This is a genomic window from Mucilaginibacter sp. P4_D1 (assembly GCF_056401935.1).
In genome coordinates this window covers 327,707-349,118 of record NZ_JBFUIJ010000001.1, presented here as the reverse complement: position 1 = coordinate 349,118, position 21,412 = coordinate 327,707, and the positions used below count along the sequence as shown (strand labels likewise).

The following is a 21,412-nucleotide window of genomic DNA, read 5'->3' as shown; positions in this document are numbered from 1 at the left end:
AACAAATAGGTTATTCCTGAAATGATGTAGAAATTAGATCACATCTAATTTATGACCTGTCATGATTAGCCCAATAATCACCGCGCCTATAACGATACGATACCAGCCAAACAGCACGAAGCCTTTACGCTCTAAAAAAGTAATGAATGTTTTGATGGCCAGCATAGCCACTATAAAAGCGATTACATTGCCAATTGCAAGTAATTTTATCTCCTCGCCGGTAAAACGGTGCCCTTCTTTATAAAAATCAAGTAGTTTTTTAGCAGTAGCCGCAAACATGGTAGGAACGGCCAAAAAGAACGAGAATTCGGCAGCCGCGGTGCGGGTAAGTTTCTGGCTCATACCTCCAACAATAGTTGATGCAGAACGTGAAGTCCCGGGGATCATGGCCAAACACTGAAAAAAACCAATTTTTAAGGCAGTAAGATAATTGATATCTTTTTCTTCTTTAATAGTTGGCTTATTAAACCATTTATCTACAAAAAGCAAAATGATACCACCTACAAAAAGTGTAATGCCTACGGTAAGTGCGCTCTCCAACAAAGCATCTATTTTTTTGCTAAACAGTAAGCCAAAAACCGCTGCAGGTATAAATGCTACCAACAACTTAAGGTAAAAGTTGAATGATTGTAAAAAACGTTTCCAATATAATACAACTACTGATAGGATAGCACCTAATTGCACTGCTATGGTAAATAATTTAATAAACGGATCGGCAGCGATGCCCATAACAGACGAGGCAATAATCATATGCCCGGTTGACGATATAGGCAAAAATTCGGTTATTCCTTCTATTACGGCAAGTACAATTATTTGTATGAGTTTAACGGTATCCATGTAGGGGTTGGGATGGGTTAGATTTTGGGGTTGATTAAGTTAGATTAGATTGATTAGGTTAAATGGTTAATCGATTTATATAGCGCAATCGCTCAAAAGAAAAACCAATCAACCATTCACTCAATCAACTCAGTAAACTATTTACTAACTTCCGGCTTTTTTAAAATGGCGTAAAAACCTAAAGCAAAGCCAGCCAATACTACAATAGGGGCTATAACAATTTTGGTATTGCTGTAAATATCGGTAGTGCCAGACATCAGCACAAAACCAAAGGCTACTATTAATACACTGATGATTAAAAACTTGTAATTGCCTTTATCAAAAATAAACTCTACAGGCTCATTACTGATAGTTTTTGCCGCTTTTGGCGCCGATACAGTTGCCGATGTTTTTAAAGGCGTTGTTGGTTTAAATTTTTGTGCCATGTTTTTTAATTATTGAATTATCGATTTAGTGAATTATTGATTTAATTACTGCTTCGATATTTTTTAAATATTGATTTTTTTATTGGCTACGCGATAAAACCTTTTGGCTTTAACCTTTTGCCTTTAACCTATCTATATAGGTCGTATATTTTTAAACGTAAAAACTTGTTAACAGCCAGAAATGTACTAAAGGCCGATATAAATATGCCTAACCCTACCACACCTAAAAATACCATTCCAAATTCAGTATAAGTTTGGAGGAAAACCAGGTCGGGAACTTGCTGATAGGCCAGGTATAAGGTACCTACCAACAAAACAATAGCAATTAAACCGCCCAAAAGGCCATGCCAAATACCGTACAGCAAAAATGGCTTACGGATAAAGCCTTTAGTGGCCCCAACCAGCTGCATGGATTTAATTAAAAATCTTTGCGAGTAGATGGCCAGCCTGATAGTATTATTAATTAAGGCAACTGATAAAACAACGAATATACCTGCAAAAGCCAGGATGATTAAACTGATGGATTTCACATTCTCGTTCATCTTATCAACCAACGATTGCTGGTATTTAACTTCTTTAACCAGGGGGTTTTTCAGCAGGTCGGCCTTAAATTTTTCAATATCCTTGTTGTTGGCAAAATCGGCCTTCATGTAGATATCCAGCGATTGCGACAAGGGGTTATAGCCCAGAAATTTCACAAAATCTTCGCCCAAATCTTTTTGCAGGTTACGGGCGGCCAGTTCCTTACTTACATATTGGGTTTGCTTCACCATCGGGTTGGCATCCAATTGTTTTTGCAACTGTAGTACGTCAGTTTCATGCGCGGCGTCGTCAACAAAAATATTCAATACAATATTTTCCTTTACGTAGCGCGAAATGTTGTTGGCATCTATTAGCAGTAATCCTAACAAACCCACCATTAACAACACCATGGCAATACCAAATACAGTTGAAATGTATATGGTTTTTACCTTTTTTGACGATGCACTTGCTTCAAATTCTTCCATGTTTGTTTAGATATGAGACATGAGATTTGAGATTTGAGAAAAAAACTGCCGCAAAATTGAGGCTCGTCTCACATCTCATATCTAATATCTCACACCTATATTCGTGCGAAATTAAGAAACACGGGTTAAAGGTAAAAGTTTATTGTTTATAAAAATGGTTTAATAATGTAATAGTGTGCGGGTTTTAACATTTATTAACGAATTGTCTGAATCAGAATTTGCAGAATTAAAGAATTAACAGAATTTAATCGCAGGTTTTACCTCACCCACGGTTAATCAAATTCGAATAATTCGCTTAATCCTAAAAATTCCGGTTCTGAATAAACAAATGCCATTACCGCCCTGTTATACCTTCATGACAAAGCCAGCAAACGATAAACAAAAACAATCGCCTTCGGATACACCAACCGACAGGCCAAACGATAATGGCGGCAAAAGCAAAGTGAAACCCCAAGATAAGCAGTACCATGCCGACGAACCACATGGCGGCAACATTGCAAAAAAACACGAAAGGGAAGAGCAACCGGTACATTCGGTAAAGGCGGTGCCTAAACATTGACGAGGTTTTACGTGGTACGTTTTAAGTTATACGTTTAGTTAGAACAGTTAAAAACGTATAACGTAGCACGTAAAACTTACAACCTACCGCGCTATCCCGGCCGAGTTAAACTGTAAATCGTAAAGTTTGCGGTAGTGGCCGTGCTCAATTTTAAGAAGTTCCTGGTGGGTTCCCATTTCCATGATCTCGCCATGATCAAGTACGATGATCCTGTCGGCGTTTTGGATGGTCGATAGTCGGTGGGCAATAACTATAGCCGTACGGCCCTGCATTAATTTATTAATGGCGTTCTGGATCAGGATCTCGGTTTCGGTGTCTACAGATGAAGTAGCCTCATCCAACACTAAAATGGCCGGATTATATACCAGCGCCCGGATAAAAGATATTAATTGCGATTGCCCCGCCGAAAGGGTCGACCCGCGTTCCATTACGTTATAATCATAGCCGCCGGGCAGGCGTTCAATAAACTCGTGGGCACCAACATCTTTTGCTGCTGCGATGATCTGCTCGCGGGTGATGGATTGATTGTTAAGGCTGATATTATTAGCAATAGTATCAGTAAACAGGAATACATCCTGTATCACCGTTGCTATTTGCGACTGGAGGAATTCAACCTCATAATCGCGAATGTCATGGCCATCAACTTTGGCGCTGCCTTTTCCTATCTCATAAAAACGGTTAAGGATATTGATGGTAGATGATTTGCCAGCTCCGGTAGCACCTACCAGGGCCAGTGTTTCGCCGGGTTTTACGTGGAAGCTGATGTTTTTAAGTACCCAATTTTCGTCGTTGTAGGCAAACCACACTTTGTCAAATTCAATTTCGCCCTGCAGCCTGCCGGTTTTCAGAGTACCGTTATCAATGGCAACTTCATCTGTATCCAACACTTTAAAAATCCTATCGGCACCTACCATACCCATTTGCAAGGTATTAAACTTATCGGCCAGCTGGCGGATGGGCCTAAAAAGCATATTAAGCAGCACAATAAAGCCGGTTATCAACCCGGGGGTAATCCCCTTTTTTGACGCAGATAAGCTGGCCAGCTGCCCATCGGTAAGCATCCGTTTGCAACCGTACCAAACCAGCAGGCCTATGCAGATAGCAAACAAAATCTCGACCACCGGGAAAAATATAGAATAATACCAGTTACTGCGGATGTTGGCATCACGGTACTTCACATTAACCGCTTTAAACTTGCGCATCTCCTGGTCTTCCCGTGCAAAAAGCTGGATGACGCTGATGCCCGAGATATGCTCGGCCAAAAAAGTGTTCAACTGGGCTACCTGGGTACGCACTTCCTGGAACGATGATTTGATAGCCTCCTTAAACACGTAAGTTGATGCAAACAGGAACGGCATTGGGATAAGAGTAATCAATGCCAGTTTCCAGTCCTGGAACAGCATCAGGCCGATAACGGCAAATACCAGCAGCATATCGCCCATGATGCTGATGAGCCCTTCAGAAAATATATCGGCAATGGTTTCCAGGTCGGATACCGTACGGGTGATGAGCATCCCGATAGGTGTCCTGTCAAAATACTTTAGCCTTAAACTGGTAATGTGGTTAAAAATGTCAATCCTCAAATCGCGAATAACAGATTGACCTAAGGTGTTGGTTAAATATGTTTGATAATACTGCGCCACGGTTTGTATAACCAGTTGCGCAACCATAAGGCCAACCATAAAAACCAGCCCGTCGTAATCGTCATTCAAGATATTTACATCCAGCGTACGTTGAATCAAGATGGGTTGCAGCAAGGCCCCAACAGCCAAAAACACCGTTAAAAAAGCGGCAATCACAAATGTAGTATTATAGGGCTTTACATAACGCATTACCCGTTTTAACAATTTCCAATCAAGCGCCTTCCCGGTAACGGAGCCCCCCCCGCCCCCTGAAGGGGGTGCTTTTTGATTAGCAGAGTCGCCAGCTTTTTTTTCGTTATCTTGTTTATTCTTATTCACTTATTTCAAATGTAGTTATAAGTTATAGATAAAATTAGCAATCTATTGTTGCCCATTCAGGGCAAAGTTATCTAAAGTGGGTTAACATAACTTAACACATTTTAGATATATTTTTTATAAATATTTAATAATCAATACATTACATTTTAACATGGTTAACACTACTGATGTATCGTGCAATTCATGTGCATCCAAATATTTGTGCCTGTTGTTGGCAATCCAAACCCTTAGGTACCTCGATTTCTTAACCAGGATCAGGGGATAAAAACAAGGACTGTTTAATGTTTATATCTTTCCGACACCATAGCTTATTGCAATTAGCTATTTACATGCGTTTGCCCTGTTGTTCCCCCTTCAGGGGGTAGGGGGGCTAATACTTCACTTCTGTTAAATACAGCCCGCAGGCCGGTACGCTCATGCCCGCGTTTGATCGGTTTTTGCTTTCAATAATCTGCCGTACGGCTTCGGGTGGTATTTCACCTTTGCCTACCATCATCAGGGTGCCTACAATGGCGCGTACCATGTTGCGTAAAAACCTATCGGCCGAAATATGGAATACCATGCCTTGTTCGGTACGAACCCATTCGGCGCAGCTTATTTTACAGTTATTGGTTTTTACCTGGGTATTTGATTTACTGAAACAACTAAAATCAATATAGTCCATGATCATAGCTGCCGCCCGGTTCATCAGTTCCATATCCGGCACATCGCGTAACTGCCAGGAGTATCCCCTTAAAAACGGATCTTTATTAAAATGAACGTGGTATTGATATGAACGCAGCGTAGCATCAAACCGGGCATGCGCATCGGGGCTAACCGGGATGATGTTTTTTATAGCGATATCAGGTGGCAAAATAGCGTTAAGCCCTCCCCGCCCCCTGAAGGGGGTGCTTTCTAACGCGCTTACTCCCCCTTCAGGGGGTTGGGGGGCATCAAAATGGGCAAAAAACTCTTTGGCGTGCACGCCCGTATCGGTTCGGCCGCAGCCGGTTGTTTCTATGGGTTGGCGTAGGATGGTACTTAACGCCTTGTTCAAAGCTTCCTGAACGCTGTGGGCGTTTTGTTGTATCTGCCAGCCATGATAGGCTGTGCCATCATAAGCCAGTTCAATAAAATAGCGTTGTTTAGCCGTCACGCCGCAAAGTTAATTATTATGACGGGCTTACCGTTCATAATTTGGTCAAACTATGGCCACGTAGAAGATGTACCACTGTGTGTACCGGTACGGAGTGGTACACTTGCTTTTTATGTTAGGTGCAAGCTAAAAGCGGTAAGCACAAGGTTTAAACGCTTATTTTTTGTTCGATAAGCGTAACGCTACAAAAAAAACAATAAATCTATATATTCAAACAGATGCAGTAGGTATTGATGCGGATACCGGCTAAAGAGCGTAAGGCTGTTGGTGAGCATAAAGAGACCGGCCCAAGACAACGCCCATACCCCTATCCTCCCTAAAACTGGTAATACGGCTTTATCATCAAATAAACTATTACCCCGGTAATTGTTACAAACAACCATATCGGGAACGTCCAGCGTACCAGTTTGCGATGTTTTTCAACCTGCATTTGCAGGCCGCGGTAAAAGCTTAGTAATATTAGTGGCAATACACCAGCCGCCAGTATGATGTGTGGTGTTAAGATAGAAAGGTACAATGTACGCATCCCCCCTACCTGGGCACGTTCCGAATCGGACAGGATACCATCAAAGTTGGCATCGCCATACAAGGTATCATGGCGCATAAGGTAGTGAAACAGGATATAGGATACCAGGAATGTTGATGATAAACAAAACGTCAGTATATTAAGCCTTTTATGCAAGGTTATATTGCCTTGCTTGATAAAGTATAAGGATAACAATAAAAGTACGGTACAGGCGCCGTTTAACACCGCGTTAAGCATAGGCAGGTATGGGGTAAATGCGGGTGCTACCGCCGGGCCCGGAATAAGGTGCCTGTTTAATACAACAACCACGGCTATTACAAATATGGTAACGGCTGCAACAAAACGGAGTATAAATTTATCGGTCATATCTGTTAATATAGGGCTTTATCAACTTTACGCAGCTCTTCGGCTATCAGCACTTTTATCTCGTCGTTCAGGCGGTTTACATCGTTGGTGTTGGCCCCAGAGTAATAACCACGGATGTGCTTATCCTGATCAATCAATATCAGCTTATCACTGTATATAAAATCGTCTTTGCCAGTTTGTACTGCATCAACCAAAAAGCCTTTGCGGGCCAGGTTATATATCGATGTGGTATCGCCGGTTAAAAATACCCAACGGTTTGATTCGGGCTTAAAGCTTTGCAGGTACTTTTTTAAAACATCTGGTGTATCCCGGTCTGGATCAACCGTGATTGATGTAAAATACACCATCTTGTTTTTCCAATAAGTACCTACCAGGTAACTTAAGTTATTATTGATGGTGCTGCAAACGGTAGGGCAATGGGTATAAAAAAAACTCGCGACAAATATCTTTCCCTTAAGGTTGGCCTCTGTGAAGGTTTTACCATCCTGATCGGTTAGTTTAAATGAGGGCAGCTGGTAGTAATTGGTATCGGGGATATCCTTACCGTGAAACCTGTGGCTGGTTTTGGCTACCTCTTTAGGGCCAAAATGGGCAAGCGGCTTATACCTGTTTTTGCCTTTAGCGGTTAGTAAATAATACAAAAATCCTGGTACTGCCAATATGAGCACCAGGACTGTAATTTTTTTCCAGATGGCAGCTTTCATTACCCCCGAAGATCAATCCAGTGGTGACTCTCGTTAGTAAGCACCAGGATTAAACCGATTATAAATAAAATTGGGACAATAATTGCTAAAGCCAAACCAAGCTTCTCAAACTTTAAGTGCATAAAGTAAGCCACAATGTAAAAGGCTTTAAACAGTGTTAATACAATGTACACAGGATTAGCAAAGTGTATTGGTAGGATACCTTTTGGTACCAGGTATAAAGCGATAATAAATTCAACCGCCGTAATAGCTGATAATATAAGGGCCACTTTTACTATTCTTCCCCTGGTCATTGATTGATGATCGCCAGCTTCGTGGTGAACTTCGTGTGATTCTGTTGACATATATGTAATATTTTTAAACTAAGTAAAAGAAGGTAAACACAAATACCCAAACAAGGTCTACAAAGTGCCAGTAAAGACCAACCTTCTCAATCATTAAATAGCTACCTCTTTTTTCGTAGGTGCCCAACAATACATTAACAGTAATGATGATATTGATGATAACTCCTGTAAATACGTGGAAACCATGGAAACCGGTGATGGTGAAAAACAGGTTGGCAAATTCCTGCGCGGTCATATGCCTTGCCGCTTCGGTACCGCCTTCATTGAAGAATTTACCTAACTCATCTAATGCAGGCGTACTACCCCACCAAAATCCTTCATGATGTAAGTGGCTCCACTCTAAAGCCTGGCAACCCAGGAACATAAAGCCACCAATAACTGTAGCTATCATCCACCAAACCACTTCTTTCTTTGCGTTACGATGACCGGCTTCAACGGCCAATACCATAGTAACTGAACTAAGAATAAGTATAAAAGTCATGATACCCACGAAAACTAATGGTTGACCGCTATCTACTAATCCGGGTATAGATTGGAAAACCTTATCTGCCGCCGGCCATACACTTGCGCTAAAACGCAGTGAGCCGTAAGAAATTAATAATGACGAAAAGGTAAATGCATCCGAAAGGAGAAAAAACCACATCATAATTTTTCCGTACTCAACATTGAAGGGAGACCTCCCTCCAGACCACGGAGTTGTTTTTACTTCATCAATTTGTGATACTGTTGTACTCATTTGTACTTAAATAATGGTGTGTTAATTTTGGTTCAAAAGTAAAAAAACATACAGATAAATCCATATAATTCCGAGAAAATGCCAAAAAATAGAAGTCATTTGCATTTTATACAGGTTACGTACCTGCGGAACACTTCTGTATGTACCCCAAAGGGTGCTCAATAATAGTAATATAGCTGCAACAATGTGTAACAGGTGTGTACCTGTAAATATATAAACAAACGAGCGCGATGCATTAGGATCTGTTAAATACACGTTCATTTTGTAGGTTAACACGTACCAGCCATAAACCTGGATGGCAAAAAACGCTGCACCTAACAAAAACGTTAGCCATAAATACAGTTGCTGTACACCAACCTGCATATTTTTAGCTGCCCTTTGTGCCAAAAACAAGGTACCGCTACTCATGATAATAACCGCCGTGCTGTACATAAACGCACTTGGCATAATTACGTTAAGCCCGTGCCCTTTACCACCACTATAAACAATAAACCCACTGGTTAAAGCCGCAAAAAACATAAACGAGGTGAATATAAAAATCCACATGTTGAATTTTTTGGGTTCCAGATCAAGCCTGTCAGGATTTTTTTGAATCGAAGCCATCATACTTTCACTTTCCTATAAAATCAAATAAAAACATTAATTGCACTATGGGCAAATACATAAACGAGCCGAACATTAATTTACGGGCCGCCTCAATTTGCTGTGTACGCAACAGGTTATAAGCCTGGTATAAAAAAACAATACTGCATGTTAACGATACTCCTCCAACATAGTAACCGCCGTAGTGGTAAATGGTTGGCAATAAACTTACCGGTACCAATATCAGTGTAAATATAAAGGTAATTACCGCACTTCCTAAATTGCGGTTGCCCGTAGGCAACAGCCTGAAACCGGCCAGTTTATAGTCGTCATCCAAGACCCAGGCAATGGCCCAAAAGTGTGGAAACTGCCATACAAACTGAACAGCAAATAAAATCAGCGCTATTTCATCAATACGCCCGTGTTGTTGCGCGGCTACATATCCAATAAGCGGCGGCAACGCCCCTGGTATTGCACCCACGAATACCGCTATGGGCGATTTACGTTTCAGCGGCGTATAAACAAATGCGTATAACAATATCGAAAATACCGATAACAAGCCTGTGAGCAGGTTAAGGCTGCCTAACAAATAGGTTCCGGCCATACCCATGCCCAGGCTTAAAACCAGGGCCTGCCCGTTGGTCATTTTACCTGACGGTAATGGCCTGTCCATTGTCCGTTTCATCAGCTTATCCAGGTCCTTTTCAATAATCTCGTTAAAACCATTGGCTGCCGATGTAACCAGGAACCCACCTATGATCAGCTTTACCCAGTTAACCCAATTAATACCATTTACCCAATGTGCATGATTGTTGGCCATACTGCCAATCAAAAACGATATCGAAGCAGAAAACGTAACCAAAAAGGTAAGCCGTAATTTAATCAGTTTTGAATAATCGCTCCATTTCATTTGCTTACCCCCCTAACATTAACCGATTGATGTAAATTCAACAGCAAATAAAACTGCGCCCCAAATATTAAACTTGCCAATACAATATGTGCTGCCTGCGCTACCGGCGGCAAGGCCGAATACGAAAGCAGGATGCCGGTAACAATCTGCAGCATGATCATTAAAAAGTTAAAGCTCATTAACTGCTGATGGATTGAATGCCGGTTAAACTTTTTACGAATTAACGCATACAACACCACATTTATCACAAATACTAAAATTGCCAGATCGCGATGGTGTGTAAAAATTTCACCTGCCCCTTTTATCCAGTTATTGCGGTAACCGCCCTGAAAATGGGCTGCAACCGCGTCTATCTTCTCCCTTACCTCGGTACCAAATGTTATTTGTAAAACGCTTAGCACCAATGCCGCCAATGTTACAATGTATATGACCGGGCTTGTATTTAACTTACCATTGCCATAAACCCGGGCCAGGTGATAAGTATAAATACATATGGCAAGTATGGCCAGGGCCAATAACATATGTACTGTAACTATCCAGGCCACCAGGTTAGTTGATACCACGATAGATCCAAGCCAGGCCTGGAAAACTACCAGGATTAAATTAAATATGCTTAATATGGTAATCTTCTTATCGATTCTCCAATAGCCAAATGAATAAACGGCCGATAGCAGCAAAAATATTCCTGATATGGCCCCAATTAAGCGGTTCACATATTCTGTCCAGGTTTTGCCGGCATTAAACTCCTCGGGCACCAGGATCGACCTGTCTTCACGAATCCTGCGGGCCAGCTCACTGTAACCAAAAACATCCAGTGTTTTGGCAAAACGCTGATTTTTGGCCAGCCGCTTTTCAACATAGGTTTGCTTATAATCTTTGGGCAAATCGGCGCTGCTTGTCGGTGGAATATACCGGCCAAAACATTTAGGCCAATCAGGGCATCCCATGCCCGAACCTGAACTACGTACCACGCCGCCCGCAAGTATCAAAACAAAAAGTAAAACGATTGTTATGAGGCCTGTTTTTTGAAAACGTTTATTGGGTGCGGCTGTGTTCATTTAAAATATCTTCTAAAAATTTAGGGTACCTCGTCAAGTCGGAAGTTTTAAGTCTTAAGTTCTGAGTTTTACTGAGAACTTAAGACTCCCGACTTAAGACTTAACACGGTACCCTAAAAGATCAGATCAGTATTAAGATTCTTTTGGTGTTTCGCTGTCGTTTGCGTTCAGCTTATCATTAAATTTTTTCAACTCATCCATACCGGCAGGGTTATCTTCAAAATCATGCGGCAAGTTTGAACTCATTGTTTGAGAGAAAGGTACTGTCTGAGGTATAAAGTCCTCTTCGGCACCCGGCTTGCTGTAATCATATGGCCAACGGTAAACAGTAGGTATTTCGCCCGGCCAGTTGCCATGTAAATGCTCTACAGGAGCGGTCCACTCCAGGGTGTTTGACTGCCATGGGTTTTGCGTGGTTTTTTTACCAGCAAATATCGATACGATAAAGTTATATATGAAAGCCACCTGCGCCAAAGCTGCCATGATAGCCGCCCATGTAATAAACGTGTTTATAGTTAACCATTTTTGCATCGAAGCAAACTCGGTGAACGCGTAGTAACGACGGGGAACGCCATCCAGACCCATAAAGTGCATCGGGAAGAACACCAGGTAAGCGCCAATGAAAGTTAACCAGAAGTGCAGGTAACCTAACTTCTCGTCCATCAGTTTACCAAACATTTTAGGGAACCAGTGGTAAACACCGGCAAGCATACCAAATATCGCTGCCGAACCCATTACAAGGTGGAAGTGGGCAACAACAAAGTAAGTATCGTGCAGGTTGATATCCAAGGCAGCATTACCAAGGAAAATACCTGTTAAACCACCAGAGATAAAGAATGACACCATACCTATAGCGAACAACATAGCAGGTGTAAACCTGATGTTACCGCGCCATAATGTAGCCAGCCAGTTAAAGGTTTTTACTGCTGATGGTACAGCGATAATCAGTGTAGTGATCATGAACACACCACCAAGGAACGGGTTCATCCCGGTTACAAACATGTGGTGACCCCATACGATGAAAGACAATACCGTAATACCTATTAGCGAGTAAACCATCGCGTGATAACCGAAGATTGGTTTACGCGAGTTTACCGACATAACCTCAGATGAGATACCCATCGCAGGCATAATAACGATATACACCTCTGGGTGACCAAGGAACCAGAATAAATGCTGGAACAGGATTGGGCTACCACCTTCATAAGGCTGTGGCACACCGTTCAATACGATGTCAGATAAGTAGAAGCTGGTACCAAAGCTACGGTCAAATATCAGCAACACCACACCTGCAACAAGTACAGGGAATGCAAGGATACCCAATATAGCGGTAAGGAATAAAGCCCAGATAGTTAAAGGCATTTTCCAAAGGTCCATACCTTTTGTACGCATGTTTAATACAGTACTTACGTAGTTGATACCACCCATTAATGATGATGCAACAAACATTACCATACTGATTAACCACAATGTCATACCTTCACCAGAGCCTGGCATCGCTTTTGGCAAAGCAGATAACGGTGGGTAAATTGTCCAGCCACCACTTGCGGGGCCGCTTTGAACAAAAAATGATGATAGCATAACCACGCTGGCCATAAAGAAAAACCAGTACGATAGCATGTTCATGAAAGGCGAAGCCATATCACGTGCACCAATCTGCAAAGGGATCAATAAGTTGGCAAAGGTACCGCTTAAGCCGGCTGTTAATACAAAGAATACCATGATGGTACCGTGAATAGTAACCAACGACAGGTAAAACTCGGTACTGATACGGCCATTAGGTGCAAAGTGACCCAGTAAAGTAGTTAATAAAGGGAATGTTTTATCTGGATAAGCCAGTTGGATCCTGAAAAGGATTGATAAAATCATTGCGATAACCGCCATAGTAATACCTGTAATAAGGAATTGCTTGGCGATCATTTTGTGATCCATGCTAAATATGTATTTAGACACGAAAGTTTCGTTATGGTGATGTTCGTGACCGTGCTCGTCGTGGTGTGCTACTACGTGATCGTGAACTGCTACTGTTGACATAATCGCTCTTTTATCTTATATTAATTATTTAACGCTAACCTGTTTGTTGATACTGCTTTTTTCGGCTCCGCATCAGCGAAATGCAACTCCTTTTTTAAACCATCGGTTAAATAAGGTTTTTGGCGAGACAACCATTCCAGGTATTCGGCTTCAGAAACTACACGCACATATACTTGCATGTTGTAGTGACCACCGCCACAAATTTTATTACAGTACACTAAATATTCGAATTTCGGGTCATCAAGTCTGTGACGCATCTCCGCGGTAGTAATCGTCGGGGTAAACTTGAAGAAAGTTGGTAATCCCGGTACTGCGTTCAACTGCACCCTAAAATGTGGCATATAAACACTATGAATTACATCCTGTGCCTGTATGTTTAATTTTATCGATCTGTTTACCGGTAAGTACATGGTATCGGCAGACAAATCGTCGAAGCTGCTTTTCTTGGTAAAATCTACACCTAATCTGTTGTTGGCAGTTGTAAGCTTAAAGTTTTTAGGACCCAATTTACCATCTTTACCAGGGTAACGTAATTCCCATTTAAACTGATGACCGGTGATATCAATGTTGATTGAAGCAGGCTCGCCTTTGGCATCAGTATCATCCATAATTTTTTGCCAGGTAAAGAAACCAAACACAACCAGGATAGTAAGCACTATAGCAGGCACAATTGTCCATATTTTTTCAATGGTATTGTTGTGTGGTAAAAAGTGCGCGCGGCGTTTATCAGAATGGCGGTACTGAAACAGGAAGCCAAACAACAGTATCTGCGTGATAAAGAAAACGATCATGGTTAAAATAGTTGTAACCGTGAACATTTCATCAATTTTAACGCCGTGGATTGAGGCGGCTTCCGGCAAAGTCATGCTACCTTGAACAGTAAACGACCAATAAGCACCATATATACCTGCTATCAGGAATATAAGGCAAATAACGCCCATTACATTGTTCCAGCTTAAGCCTTTTTTTCCCTGAATTTTAAGGGTAAGATCATAGATCTTTAAAATTTTACCTATTACAGCTACACCAAGGCATATCAGAAAAAATATCAGCACATAATAGGCAACACCCGTCCAGTCAACCTGGTTGGCATCTTCGCCTGTACCAGCTGCGGCAGCCGGAGTTTGCGCCATTAGCAGGTTTGTGCCAAAAAGCATAAACGCTGCAAAAAACGATAGTATGGTTTTAGAATTTATTAATTTTTTGAATGCCATTTTAATGTTTGTTTGGTATTCTGTATTTGATGCAAAAATAACAATTATTATATGTGATGATGAAGGCTCTCCTGTAGGAAAGGGTGTTTTTTAGGCAGAAGTGATTTGAATTTGCTTAAAGCGTTCATCGTCAAAAATACAAACAATCCTAAAAACAATAACGCTACACCTGGTTCAATCCAAACAATCTCGGTATACCAGTGTGATGTTGGGCCTACTGTGCCTGGCATAATCATCTGGAAATAATCTAACCAGTGACCTATAATTAAAATAAAGCAGGTAACCTTTAATACACTGGTGGTACGTTTTGAATCACGTGCCATGATAATCAATAGTGGCGCTAAAAAGTTAATTACGATATTCAACCAGAACCATGGCTTAAATTCAGGCTCCCACCTGCGTAAAAAGTAAACTGTTTCTTCAGGAATGTTGGCGTAATAGATCAATAAGAACTGTGCAAACCAAACATATGTCCAGAAGATGGAGAAACCAAACATCAGCTGGCCAAGGTTATGCAGGTGATCTTGTGTGATCCATTGCATGTACCCGTTCTCTCTTAAAATAATAATGGTTAAAGTAATGATAGCCAAGGTACTTACCCACATGGCGGCAAAGTTATACCAGCCGAACATAGTTGAGAACCAGTGTGCTTCTAACGACATAATAACATCAAAAGCGAAGATTGGCGTTGTAAAACCAAATATTACCAGGAACAGGCACGACATGGCAAAGCTCTTTTTGTAGTAGAACATACCACCTAGTTCGTCTTCCCCTTCAGAATATCTCACCAGCATCCGGCCAAAAATAGTGTAGCTACCTAAAAACACAAATAACCTGGCAAAAAAGAAACCTTTATTTAAAAAAACGTGTTTCCCTGCAATGATAGGGTCGAAATTGGCATTGCCTTTAATTTCTACACCAGCAATGGCCCATAATTTATATAAATAAGGGGCAACAACTTGTTTACCTTCAATTTCTGTAGTATGGGTTATAAATAAACCCGCGGCTATAATACCTACTAATATGGTAGCGGCAATTGGCAATGTTTTAGCAAATGCCTGCGGGATGCGAAGCAATGATGCCGACCAGCCTGCCTGCGCCACATATTGTAAAGCGCAGAAAAATACACCGGCCATACATACACAGGCAAAGTAATAAGCCATCAGCAATAAGTTTGCAAACGTACGCTCGCCATCAATGAAAAACCCGGCAACTGTTACTATCAGCCCCACCGCTATTGCAGCCAGGCTTAGTGTTTTTACCTTACCGGTAAAATGAAATTGCTCGTCAAAACTATTATGAGTGCTCATTCAATATATTCTTATAAAGTTTGTAAATGGTGAACATACATGATCACTTTCCAGCGTTCTTCAGGGTTTAGCTGCGAAGCATAAGAGCCCATCGCGTTTACACCGTAAGTAATAGTATGATAAATTTTACCGTCTGTTAAATCCTTCATAGCGCCACCGCGTGATGATTGTCCTTTTGAATAAGATGGTGGCGGCGGGTAACCATGCGCAACCACTAAACCATCACCCTGGCCACTTAAACCATGGCATGGCGAGCAGTAGTGTGCAAAAAGCAATTTTCCATCAGCATAATTTGCCTGGGTTTGCGCAATTACAGTTTTAACCTCAACACTTGCCAGCTCATAGCCTTCTTTGGTATTAGGATAATCAAACTTTGTAAAACCTACCGGGATCGTTCCGGCCGGTGGTAACTGTGCGGTTTTACCATCTTTAAATTGACTGTTCTTTTGATCTGGATCGTAAGCGGTATGCTCGTACATGTTAGGCGCATATTCCCAACCTGTACTTCTTTTATCCTTACATGATGTTATAACTATCGAAGCAGCGATAATCATAACTAATGTTCCTATTATTTTAATCTTATTCATAGCTAACATATTTTCTGTCGTTATGCTTAACTTCTACAGCTCCTGCTTCTTTTAATATACTATCAATATCTGCGTGTGGTGTATTACCTTTTGCATCAATGGCGATAACAAATTTATCATTGGTGGCACGCAGGTCCATTACTCTTGGTGCACGGCCCGGGAAAAGGTGGGTGGCAAAAAAGAAAGTAAATGTCATACCAAAGGCCGTCCACAATACGGTCCACTCAAAGGTTACCGGTATAAAATCGGGGATGGCAAAAAAGTTTTTACCGCCGATGTTGATTGGCCAATCGTGTACAAGCATATAATAAACCATGCTGAACATGATGGTGCCACCTAAACAGCCAAACATGAAGGCTGCATAACCTAAGCGCGAATCCTTAATGCCTAATTTAGCATCAATACCGTGAATGGGGCATGGCGAATAAACATCGTAAATAGGGACACTATTCTTTTGTAATTTGTCGATACCGTGCATCAGATCATCGGGATCATCAAAAATTCCTAATATATATTTGGTGCTACTCATTTTTATACTTTTTCGTATGATGATTGGTCAACACTATCAAACTTGCCTAATGAACCGATGTAGAACTCAGCCTCGGCAGGTTCAACATGGCCACTTTCAAGTAATTTTCTCTTAGCTTGCTCGCTTGAGCTTTTCAGGATCAGTTTCACCTCGGCCATTGCCACTGAAGGCAGCACCCTCACAAACAATAGGAACATGGTAAAGAATAAACCGATAGACCCGATAAAGATGCTTACATCAACCCAGGTTGGATAAAACATAGCCCAGCTTGAAGGGATATAATCGCGGTGCAGCGAGGTTACGATAATTACGAAACGCTCAAACCACATACCGATGTTTACTACGATTGACAGTGTCCAGGCCAATGGAATATTAGTACGGATTTTTTTGAACCAGAATAACTGCGGCGTAATTACGTTACAAGTCATCATGCTCCAGTATGCCCACCAGTACGGACCCGAGATACGGTTCATAAACGCGTATTGCTCGTATTCTGCCTGAGAGTAAAATGCGATGAAAAGCTCGGTTAAATAAGCCACACCCACTATTGAACCGGTTAAAAGGATGATTTTATTCATCGATTCGATGTGGAACATGGTGATGTAGTTTTCTAACCCTAATACTTTACGTGCTACTAATAACAGCGTTTGTACCATGGCGAAACCCGAGAAGATAGCACCCGCAACGAAGTATGGAGGGAAGATGGTGGTGTGCCATCCTGGTTCCAGTGAAGTTGCAAAGTCCATAGATACAATGGTGTGTACCGAAAGTACCAGTGGTGTTGAGATACCGGCCAGGATTAGTGACACGGTCTCGAAACGTTGCCAGGTTTTAACCGAACCTGTCCAACCGAATGACATTACAGAATATATACGGCGGCGTAAACCGGTTGCACGGTCGCGGATGGTAGCGATATCAGGCAATAAACCTGTGTACCAGAACACCAATGAAACCGAGAAGTAAGTTGATATCGCGAATACGTCCCAGATAAGCGGAGAGTTCCAGTTTACCCATAATGAGCCATATTGGTTTGGCAATGGTAATGAATAAACAGCCATCCATGGGCGGCCCATGTGCGCACCGATATAGGTGGCGGCGCAAATTACCGCGAAGATGGTCATCGCCTCGGCCGAGCGGTTGATAGAGTTACGCCAGTTTTGACGGAACAACAGCAATACTGCCGAGATAAGCGTACCGGCGTGACCAATACCTACCCACCAAACGAAGCCGGTAATATCCCATGCCCATCCCACTGTTTTGTTTAAGCCCCAGGCGCCGATTCCAAACCAGAATGTGTAGCTGATGGCAACAACCCAAAGCAGGGCGCCCAATGATGCTACACTAAAACCGATCCACCAGGCCTTACCTGGCATATTTTCTACGGGGCGTAATACATCGTCAGTAATCTGACCGTAGGTGATGTTTTCACCCGTAATTAACGGTTCCCTTATTATTGATTCACTATGAGATGACATATATTTTGTTATCTGTATATAAAAAATTTAAGCCTCTAATTCTGATAAATTTCTAACCTTAACCTGGTAACCAATACCTGGCTGTACGTTTAACTCTTCAAGCACGTAATAAGTTCTTTCGCTCTTCAATGCTTTTGAAACTTCAGACTCAGGGTCATTTGCGTTACCGAAAACAATAGCGTTTGCAGAACAGGTTTGCTGACAGGCAACCTTGATCTCGCCATCTTTAAGCGGACGTTTTTCGATTTTGGCTTTTAACTTACCAGCCTGGATACGTTGAACGCACATGGAGCATTTTTCCATTACCCCACGGAAACGTGTAGTAACATCAGGGTTTAATACTAATTGTGTGTGCTCATTATTCAGGTAGTTATCAAAACGCGAGTCGTTCCAGTAATTAAACCAGTTAAAGCGGCGTACTTTGTAAGGGCAGTTATTTGCGCAATAACGTGTACCTATACAACGGTTGTAAGCCATTTGGTTTAACCCTTCTGATGAGTGAACGGTTGCTAATACCGGGCAAACTGTTTCGCAAGGTGCGTGATCGCAGTGCTGGCAAAGCATTGGTTGGTGAACAACCGATACGTTATCAAAATTGGTAAGTTTAGCAATATCTTTCTCTTTGGTTATCGCCTCTTCGCTATCGCCATGATCGTTAAAGCTGTAATAACGGTCAATACGGATCCAGTGCATCTCACGACGACGTTTTACCTCGTCTTTACCTACAACCGGGATGTTGTTTTCGGCGCTACAAGCTACAACGCAGGCGCCGCAACCGGTACAGGCGTTAAGGTCAATAGCCATAACCCAGTTGTAAACAGGGCGGTCATGATCATCCCAAAGCGATGTTTTGTTATAATCTTTATGTTCGCCCTCGTTACCGCTACCGGCAGCAGGGTTCTTTTTGTATGCGGTGAATGAAGCTTCACGAATAACGCTCCTGCCTTCGTAGGAATGGTGGGTTTGTGTTTGCGCAAGCGGCGATATAATACCTGTTTTTTTGAAATCGGTAATAACCGCGGTAGTTTGGAAAGTACCGTTACGGTAACTGTAGAAAGGGAAAGCGTTTTTACCAACGTTGTTACCTACAAGGCCTGCGCTAACGCGACCGTAACCAACAGCAATTGATATAGTGCCCTGTGCCTGGCCTGGTTGTGCCAATACCGGAACTTCAACTGAGTACCCGTTAGCTTCTACTTTAATTACATCACCTTCTTCGAAACCCAATTTCTGAATATCAGTCATCGACATGGCCGCGAAGTTATCCCAGGTAACTTTAGATACCGGGTCTGGCAACTCCTGTAACCATGGGTTGTTGGCACGTTTACCATCGCCCATCGCTACCGATTGATAAACCTGTAATTCAAATTTATCACCAGATACAAGGCTGTTGCTATGGTCAACAATAGTTTGTGCTACCGCATTTAAATCGTGGCTGAAAGTGTAGGTTCCGGCAGTTGCAGGGGCGGCTTTTACCAAACCTGCCTGCAATAAGCTTTCCCATCCTTTTTGACCAGATAAACCGCCCTTAGCTAATAAGCCTTTATCCCAGGTGTTACGTACATAAGTGTAGTAATCTTTAACCGGGTTTTCGGCCCAAACCAATAAGCTATGCTCGGCCTGGCGGGTATTGTAAACAGGGTTGATAGTTGGCTGTATTACTGTATAATAACCTTCAACAGCGTTGGCATCACCCCATGACTCTAAATAATGGTGATTTGGCGCTACTACTTTTGATAGTAAAGCGGTTTCGTCGCCATGATCAGAGAATGATATAGTTAAACGTGCTTTTTTAAGTGCTTCTGTAAATTCTTTTGCTTTAAAGTAATCGTAAGCAGGGTTGGCATTCAGGAATAAAACCGCGCCAATTGAGCCCGCAGCCAATTCGGTTACAAAGCCAACAAAATCCTGATCGTTACCGGCGTATTGTTTTGACGGGTTATCCAAATCAATAGTGTTGCCATAGCTGCCTAATAAGGAGTTGATGGCGTTTACTAAAGTTTGTGTAGCAACATCATTTGAACCTGCAACTACCAGCGCTTTACCTTTTGCTGCCAACAATTCTTTAGCAACTAAAGTGATAGCTGTATCAGCAGCCTTATTGCTTAATTTTTTTGCACCTGCCAGGCTTGTGCCGGCAATAGCATTGTATAAGCTTAATAAAGCGACGCCTTCTTCAGATGGTTTAACAGGGAAACGGTTATCGGCATTGGTACCGGTTAAGCTCATTCCTGCCTCAAACTGAATGTGGCGAGACATTTTCTTTGCCTCAAGCGATTTGCTGTTACGGTTTGATACGTACTGGCGGGTAAACTCTTCAGGCGAGATCCATGAACCAAGGAAATCGGCACCAAAGCTTACAATCACTTCTGCTTTATCAAAATTGTAATGTGGCAATACCGCTTTACCGAAGCTGTTTTGATTAGCCTGGATAATACCGGTGTATGATACCGCATCGTAATTGATATGTTTTGTAGTTGGGTATTTTGCAATAAAATCGGCAATAACACCTAAGGTAGACGGGCTGTGTACAGTTGATGTAACTATACGGATGCCTTTACCTGATGCTGCAACAGCGGCAAGCTCACGTAATACATACGCATCAACTTCGGGCCATGCTGCATCTGCGCCATTAATTTTAGGGTCCTGGGTGCGGTTTGCATCGTACAGATCAAGCACCGAAGCCTGGCCCTGCGCGCTTAAACCACCTTTTGCAAAAATATCGTTAGGGTTACCTTCTACTTTAATAGGGCGGCCTTCACGGGTTTTTACCAAAATAGCCTGCCCTTCATATGATGAAGAGTAGTAGTTAGCTACACCAGGTGTAACTTCCTCAGGTTTTATAAGGTAAGGGATTGATTTGTGTACAGGCACTTTTTGACAAGCAGCCAGCGTAACAGCACCAACACCAAAGCCAAGCGCCTTTAAAAAGTCGCGGCGTGGGGTTTTAGCCGATAAACCAGATCCGCTCAGCAAATCCTCGATAGGGATAGGCTCTGCAAACTCGTTTTTATTTTTCTCAACAAATTCTGGGGTTTTGTTTAGTTCTTCTAAACCTTTCCAGTATTTTTTATTGCTGTCCATTTAAGCTATATAAACTGTAATGCTAAATT

The 21,412-nt window shown here is 42.0% G+C and carries 20 protein-coding genes; 1 reads left to right on the top strand and 19 read right to left on the bottom strand.

Features of this window, described 5'->3' with window-relative positions; translation table 11 throughout:
* Positions 1-33: 33 nt before the first annotated feature.
* The 3 genes from AC1DV1_RS01425 to AC1DV1_RS01415 all read right to left on the bottom strand — a co-directional run bounded on the left by AC1DV1_RS01425 (position 34) and on the right by AC1DV1_RS01415 (position 2,269).
* Positions 34-837, bottom strand: coding sequence for an undecaprenyl-diphosphate phosphatase (locus AC1DV1_RS01425; RefSeq protein WP_477354104.1), 804 nt, complete (start codon positions 835-837; stop codon positions 34-36).
* 137 nt (positions 838-974) lie between these two features.
* Complete coding sequence (locus AC1DV1_RS01420) at positions 975-1,262, bottom strand: DUF3098 domain-containing protein (protein ID WP_477354101.1); 288 nt, start codon at positions 1,260-1,262, stop codon at positions 975-977.
* 128 nt (positions 1,263-1,390) lie between these two features.
* Positions 1,391-2,269, bottom strand: a complete 879-nt coding sequence (locus tag AC1DV1_RS01415) for a cell division protein FtsX (protein WP_147060935.1) — start codon at positions 2,267-2,269, stop codon at positions 1,391-1,393.
* Between the two features lie 355 nt (positions 2,270-2,624).
* Here AC1DV1_RS01415 and AC1DV1_RS01410 point away from each other — a divergent pair, with 355 nt between their 5' ends.
* Positions 2,625-2,828 carry a hypothetical protein gene (locus tag AC1DV1_RS01410; RefSeq protein WP_477354098.1) on the top strand — a complete coding sequence of 68 codons (204 nt, stop codon included), beginning with the start codon at positions 2,625-2,627 and terminating at the stop codon, positions 2,826-2,828.
* Between the two features lie 83 nt (positions 2,829-2,911).
* On the opposite strand, the gene AC1DV1_RS01405 is transcribed toward AC1DV1_RS01410, so the two are convergent.
* The 16 genes from AC1DV1_RS01405 to AC1DV1_RS01330 all read right to left on the bottom strand — a co-directional run bounded on the left by AC1DV1_RS01405 (position 2,912) and on the right by AC1DV1_RS01330 (position 21,383).
* Complete coding sequence (locus AC1DV1_RS01405; RefSeq protein ID WP_477354385.1) at positions 2,912-4,660, bottom strand: ABC transporter ATP-binding protein; 1,749 nt, start codon at positions 4,658-4,660, stop codon at positions 2,912-2,914.
* 499 nt (positions 4,661-5,159) lie between these two features.
* The gene (gene truA, locus AC1DV1_RS01400) at positions 5,160-5,924 is read right to left on the bottom strand and encodes a tRNA pseudouridine(38-40) synthase TruA (RefSeq protein WP_477354095.1); all 765 of its coding nucleotides are present in this window, start codon (positions 5,922-5,924) and stop codon (positions 5,160-5,162) included.
* A 316-nt stretch (positions 5,925-6,240) separates the two neighbouring features.
* Positions 6,241-6,816: a DUF420 domain-containing protein gene (locus AC1DV1_RS01395; protein ID WP_477354092.1), complete on the bottom strand. Its 576-nt coding sequence runs from the start codon at positions 6,814-6,816 to the stop codon at positions 6,241-6,243.
* A gap of 5 nt (positions 6,817-6,821) precedes the next feature.
* A complete protein-coding gene (locus AC1DV1_RS01390) occupies positions 6,822-7,520 on the bottom strand; it encodes an SCO family protein (RefSeq protein ID WP_477354089.1) in 699 nt (232 codons plus the stop codon).
* Positions 7,520-7,864, bottom strand: coding sequence for a cytochrome C oxidase subunit IV family protein (locus AC1DV1_RS01385; RefSeq protein WP_147053243.1), 345 nt, complete (start codon positions 7,862-7,864; stop codon positions 7,520-7,522). Before AC1DV1_RS01385 ends, AC1DV1_RS01390 begins: the two co-directional genes overlap by 1 nt.
* Positions 7,865-7,877: 13 nt before the next feature.
* A complete protein-coding gene (locus tag AC1DV1_RS01380) occupies positions 7,878-8,600 on the bottom strand; it encodes a cytochrome c oxidase subunit 3 (protein ID WP_477354086.1) in 723 nt (240 codons plus the stop codon).
* Between the two features lie 21 nt (positions 8,601-8,621).
* Positions 8,622-9,206 carry a cytochrome c oxidase subunit 3 gene (locus AC1DV1_RS01375; protein WP_225976458.1) on the bottom strand — a complete coding sequence of 195 codons (585 nt, stop codon included), beginning with the start codon at positions 9,204-9,206 and terminating at the stop codon, positions 8,622-8,624.
* 4 nt (positions 9,207-9,210) lie between these two features.
* Positions 9,211-10,092 carry a heme o synthase gene (gene cyoE, locus AC1DV1_RS01370; RefSeq protein ID WP_477354083.1) on the bottom strand — a complete coding sequence of 294 codons (882 nt, stop codon included), beginning with the start codon at positions 10,090-10,092 and terminating at the stop codon, positions 9,211-9,213.
* Entirely contained in the window at positions 10,089-11,150 is a 1,062-nt protein-coding gene (locus tag AC1DV1_RS01365) for a COX15/CtaA family protein (protein ID WP_477354080.1), read from the bottom strand. Before AC1DV1_RS01365 ends, cyoE begins: the two co-directional genes overlap by 4 nt.
* A gap of 132 nt (positions 11,151-11,282) precedes the next feature.
* Positions 11,283-13,082, bottom strand: coding sequence for a cytochrome c oxidase subunit I (locus AC1DV1_RS01360; RefSeq protein ID WP_477354382.1), 1,800 nt, complete (start codon positions 13,080-13,082; stop codon positions 11,283-11,285).
* A gap of 122 nt (positions 13,083-13,204) precedes the next feature.
* Positions 13,205-14,398 carry a cytochrome c oxidase subunit II gene (locus AC1DV1_RS01355; RefSeq protein WP_477354077.1) on the bottom strand — a complete coding sequence of 398 codons (1,194 nt, stop codon included), beginning with the start codon at positions 14,396-14,398 and terminating at the stop codon, positions 13,205-13,207.
* 47 nt (positions 14,399-14,445) lie between these two features.
* Positions 14,446-15,708: a quinol:cytochrome C oxidoreductase gene (locus AC1DV1_RS01350; protein ID WP_477354074.1), complete on the bottom strand. Its 1,263-nt coding sequence runs from the start codon at positions 15,706-15,708 to the stop codon at positions 14,446-14,448.
* Positions 15,709-15,719: 11 nt separating this feature from the next.
* On the bottom strand, positions 15,720-16,295 hold the full coding sequence (locus AC1DV1_RS01345) for a c-type cytochrome (protein WP_477354071.1): 576 nt from the start codon (positions 16,293-16,295) through the stop codon (positions 15,720-15,722).
* Positions 16,288-16,824 carry a DUF3341 domain-containing protein gene (locus AC1DV1_RS01340; protein ID WP_477354068.1) on the bottom strand — a complete coding sequence of 179 codons (537 nt, stop codon included), beginning with the start codon at positions 16,822-16,824 and terminating at the stop codon, positions 16,288-16,290. The genes AC1DV1_RS01345 and AC1DV1_RS01340 overlap by 8 nt, the downstream gene beginning before the upstream one ends.
* 2 nt (positions 16,825-16,826) lie before the next feature.
* Entirely contained in the window at positions 16,827-18,299 is a 1,473-nt protein-coding gene (nrfD, locus tag AC1DV1_RS01335) for an NrfD/PsrC family molybdoenzyme membrane anchor subunit (RefSeq protein WP_477354065.1), read from the bottom strand.
* Between the two features lie 27 nt (positions 18,300-18,326).
* Positions 18,327-21,383, bottom strand: a complete 3,057-nt coding sequence (locus AC1DV1_RS01330; RefSeq protein WP_477354062.1) for a TAT-variant-translocated molybdopterin oxidoreductase — start codon at positions 21,381-21,383, stop codon at positions 18,327-18,329.
* Positions 21,384-21,412 lie beyond the last annotated feature (29 nt).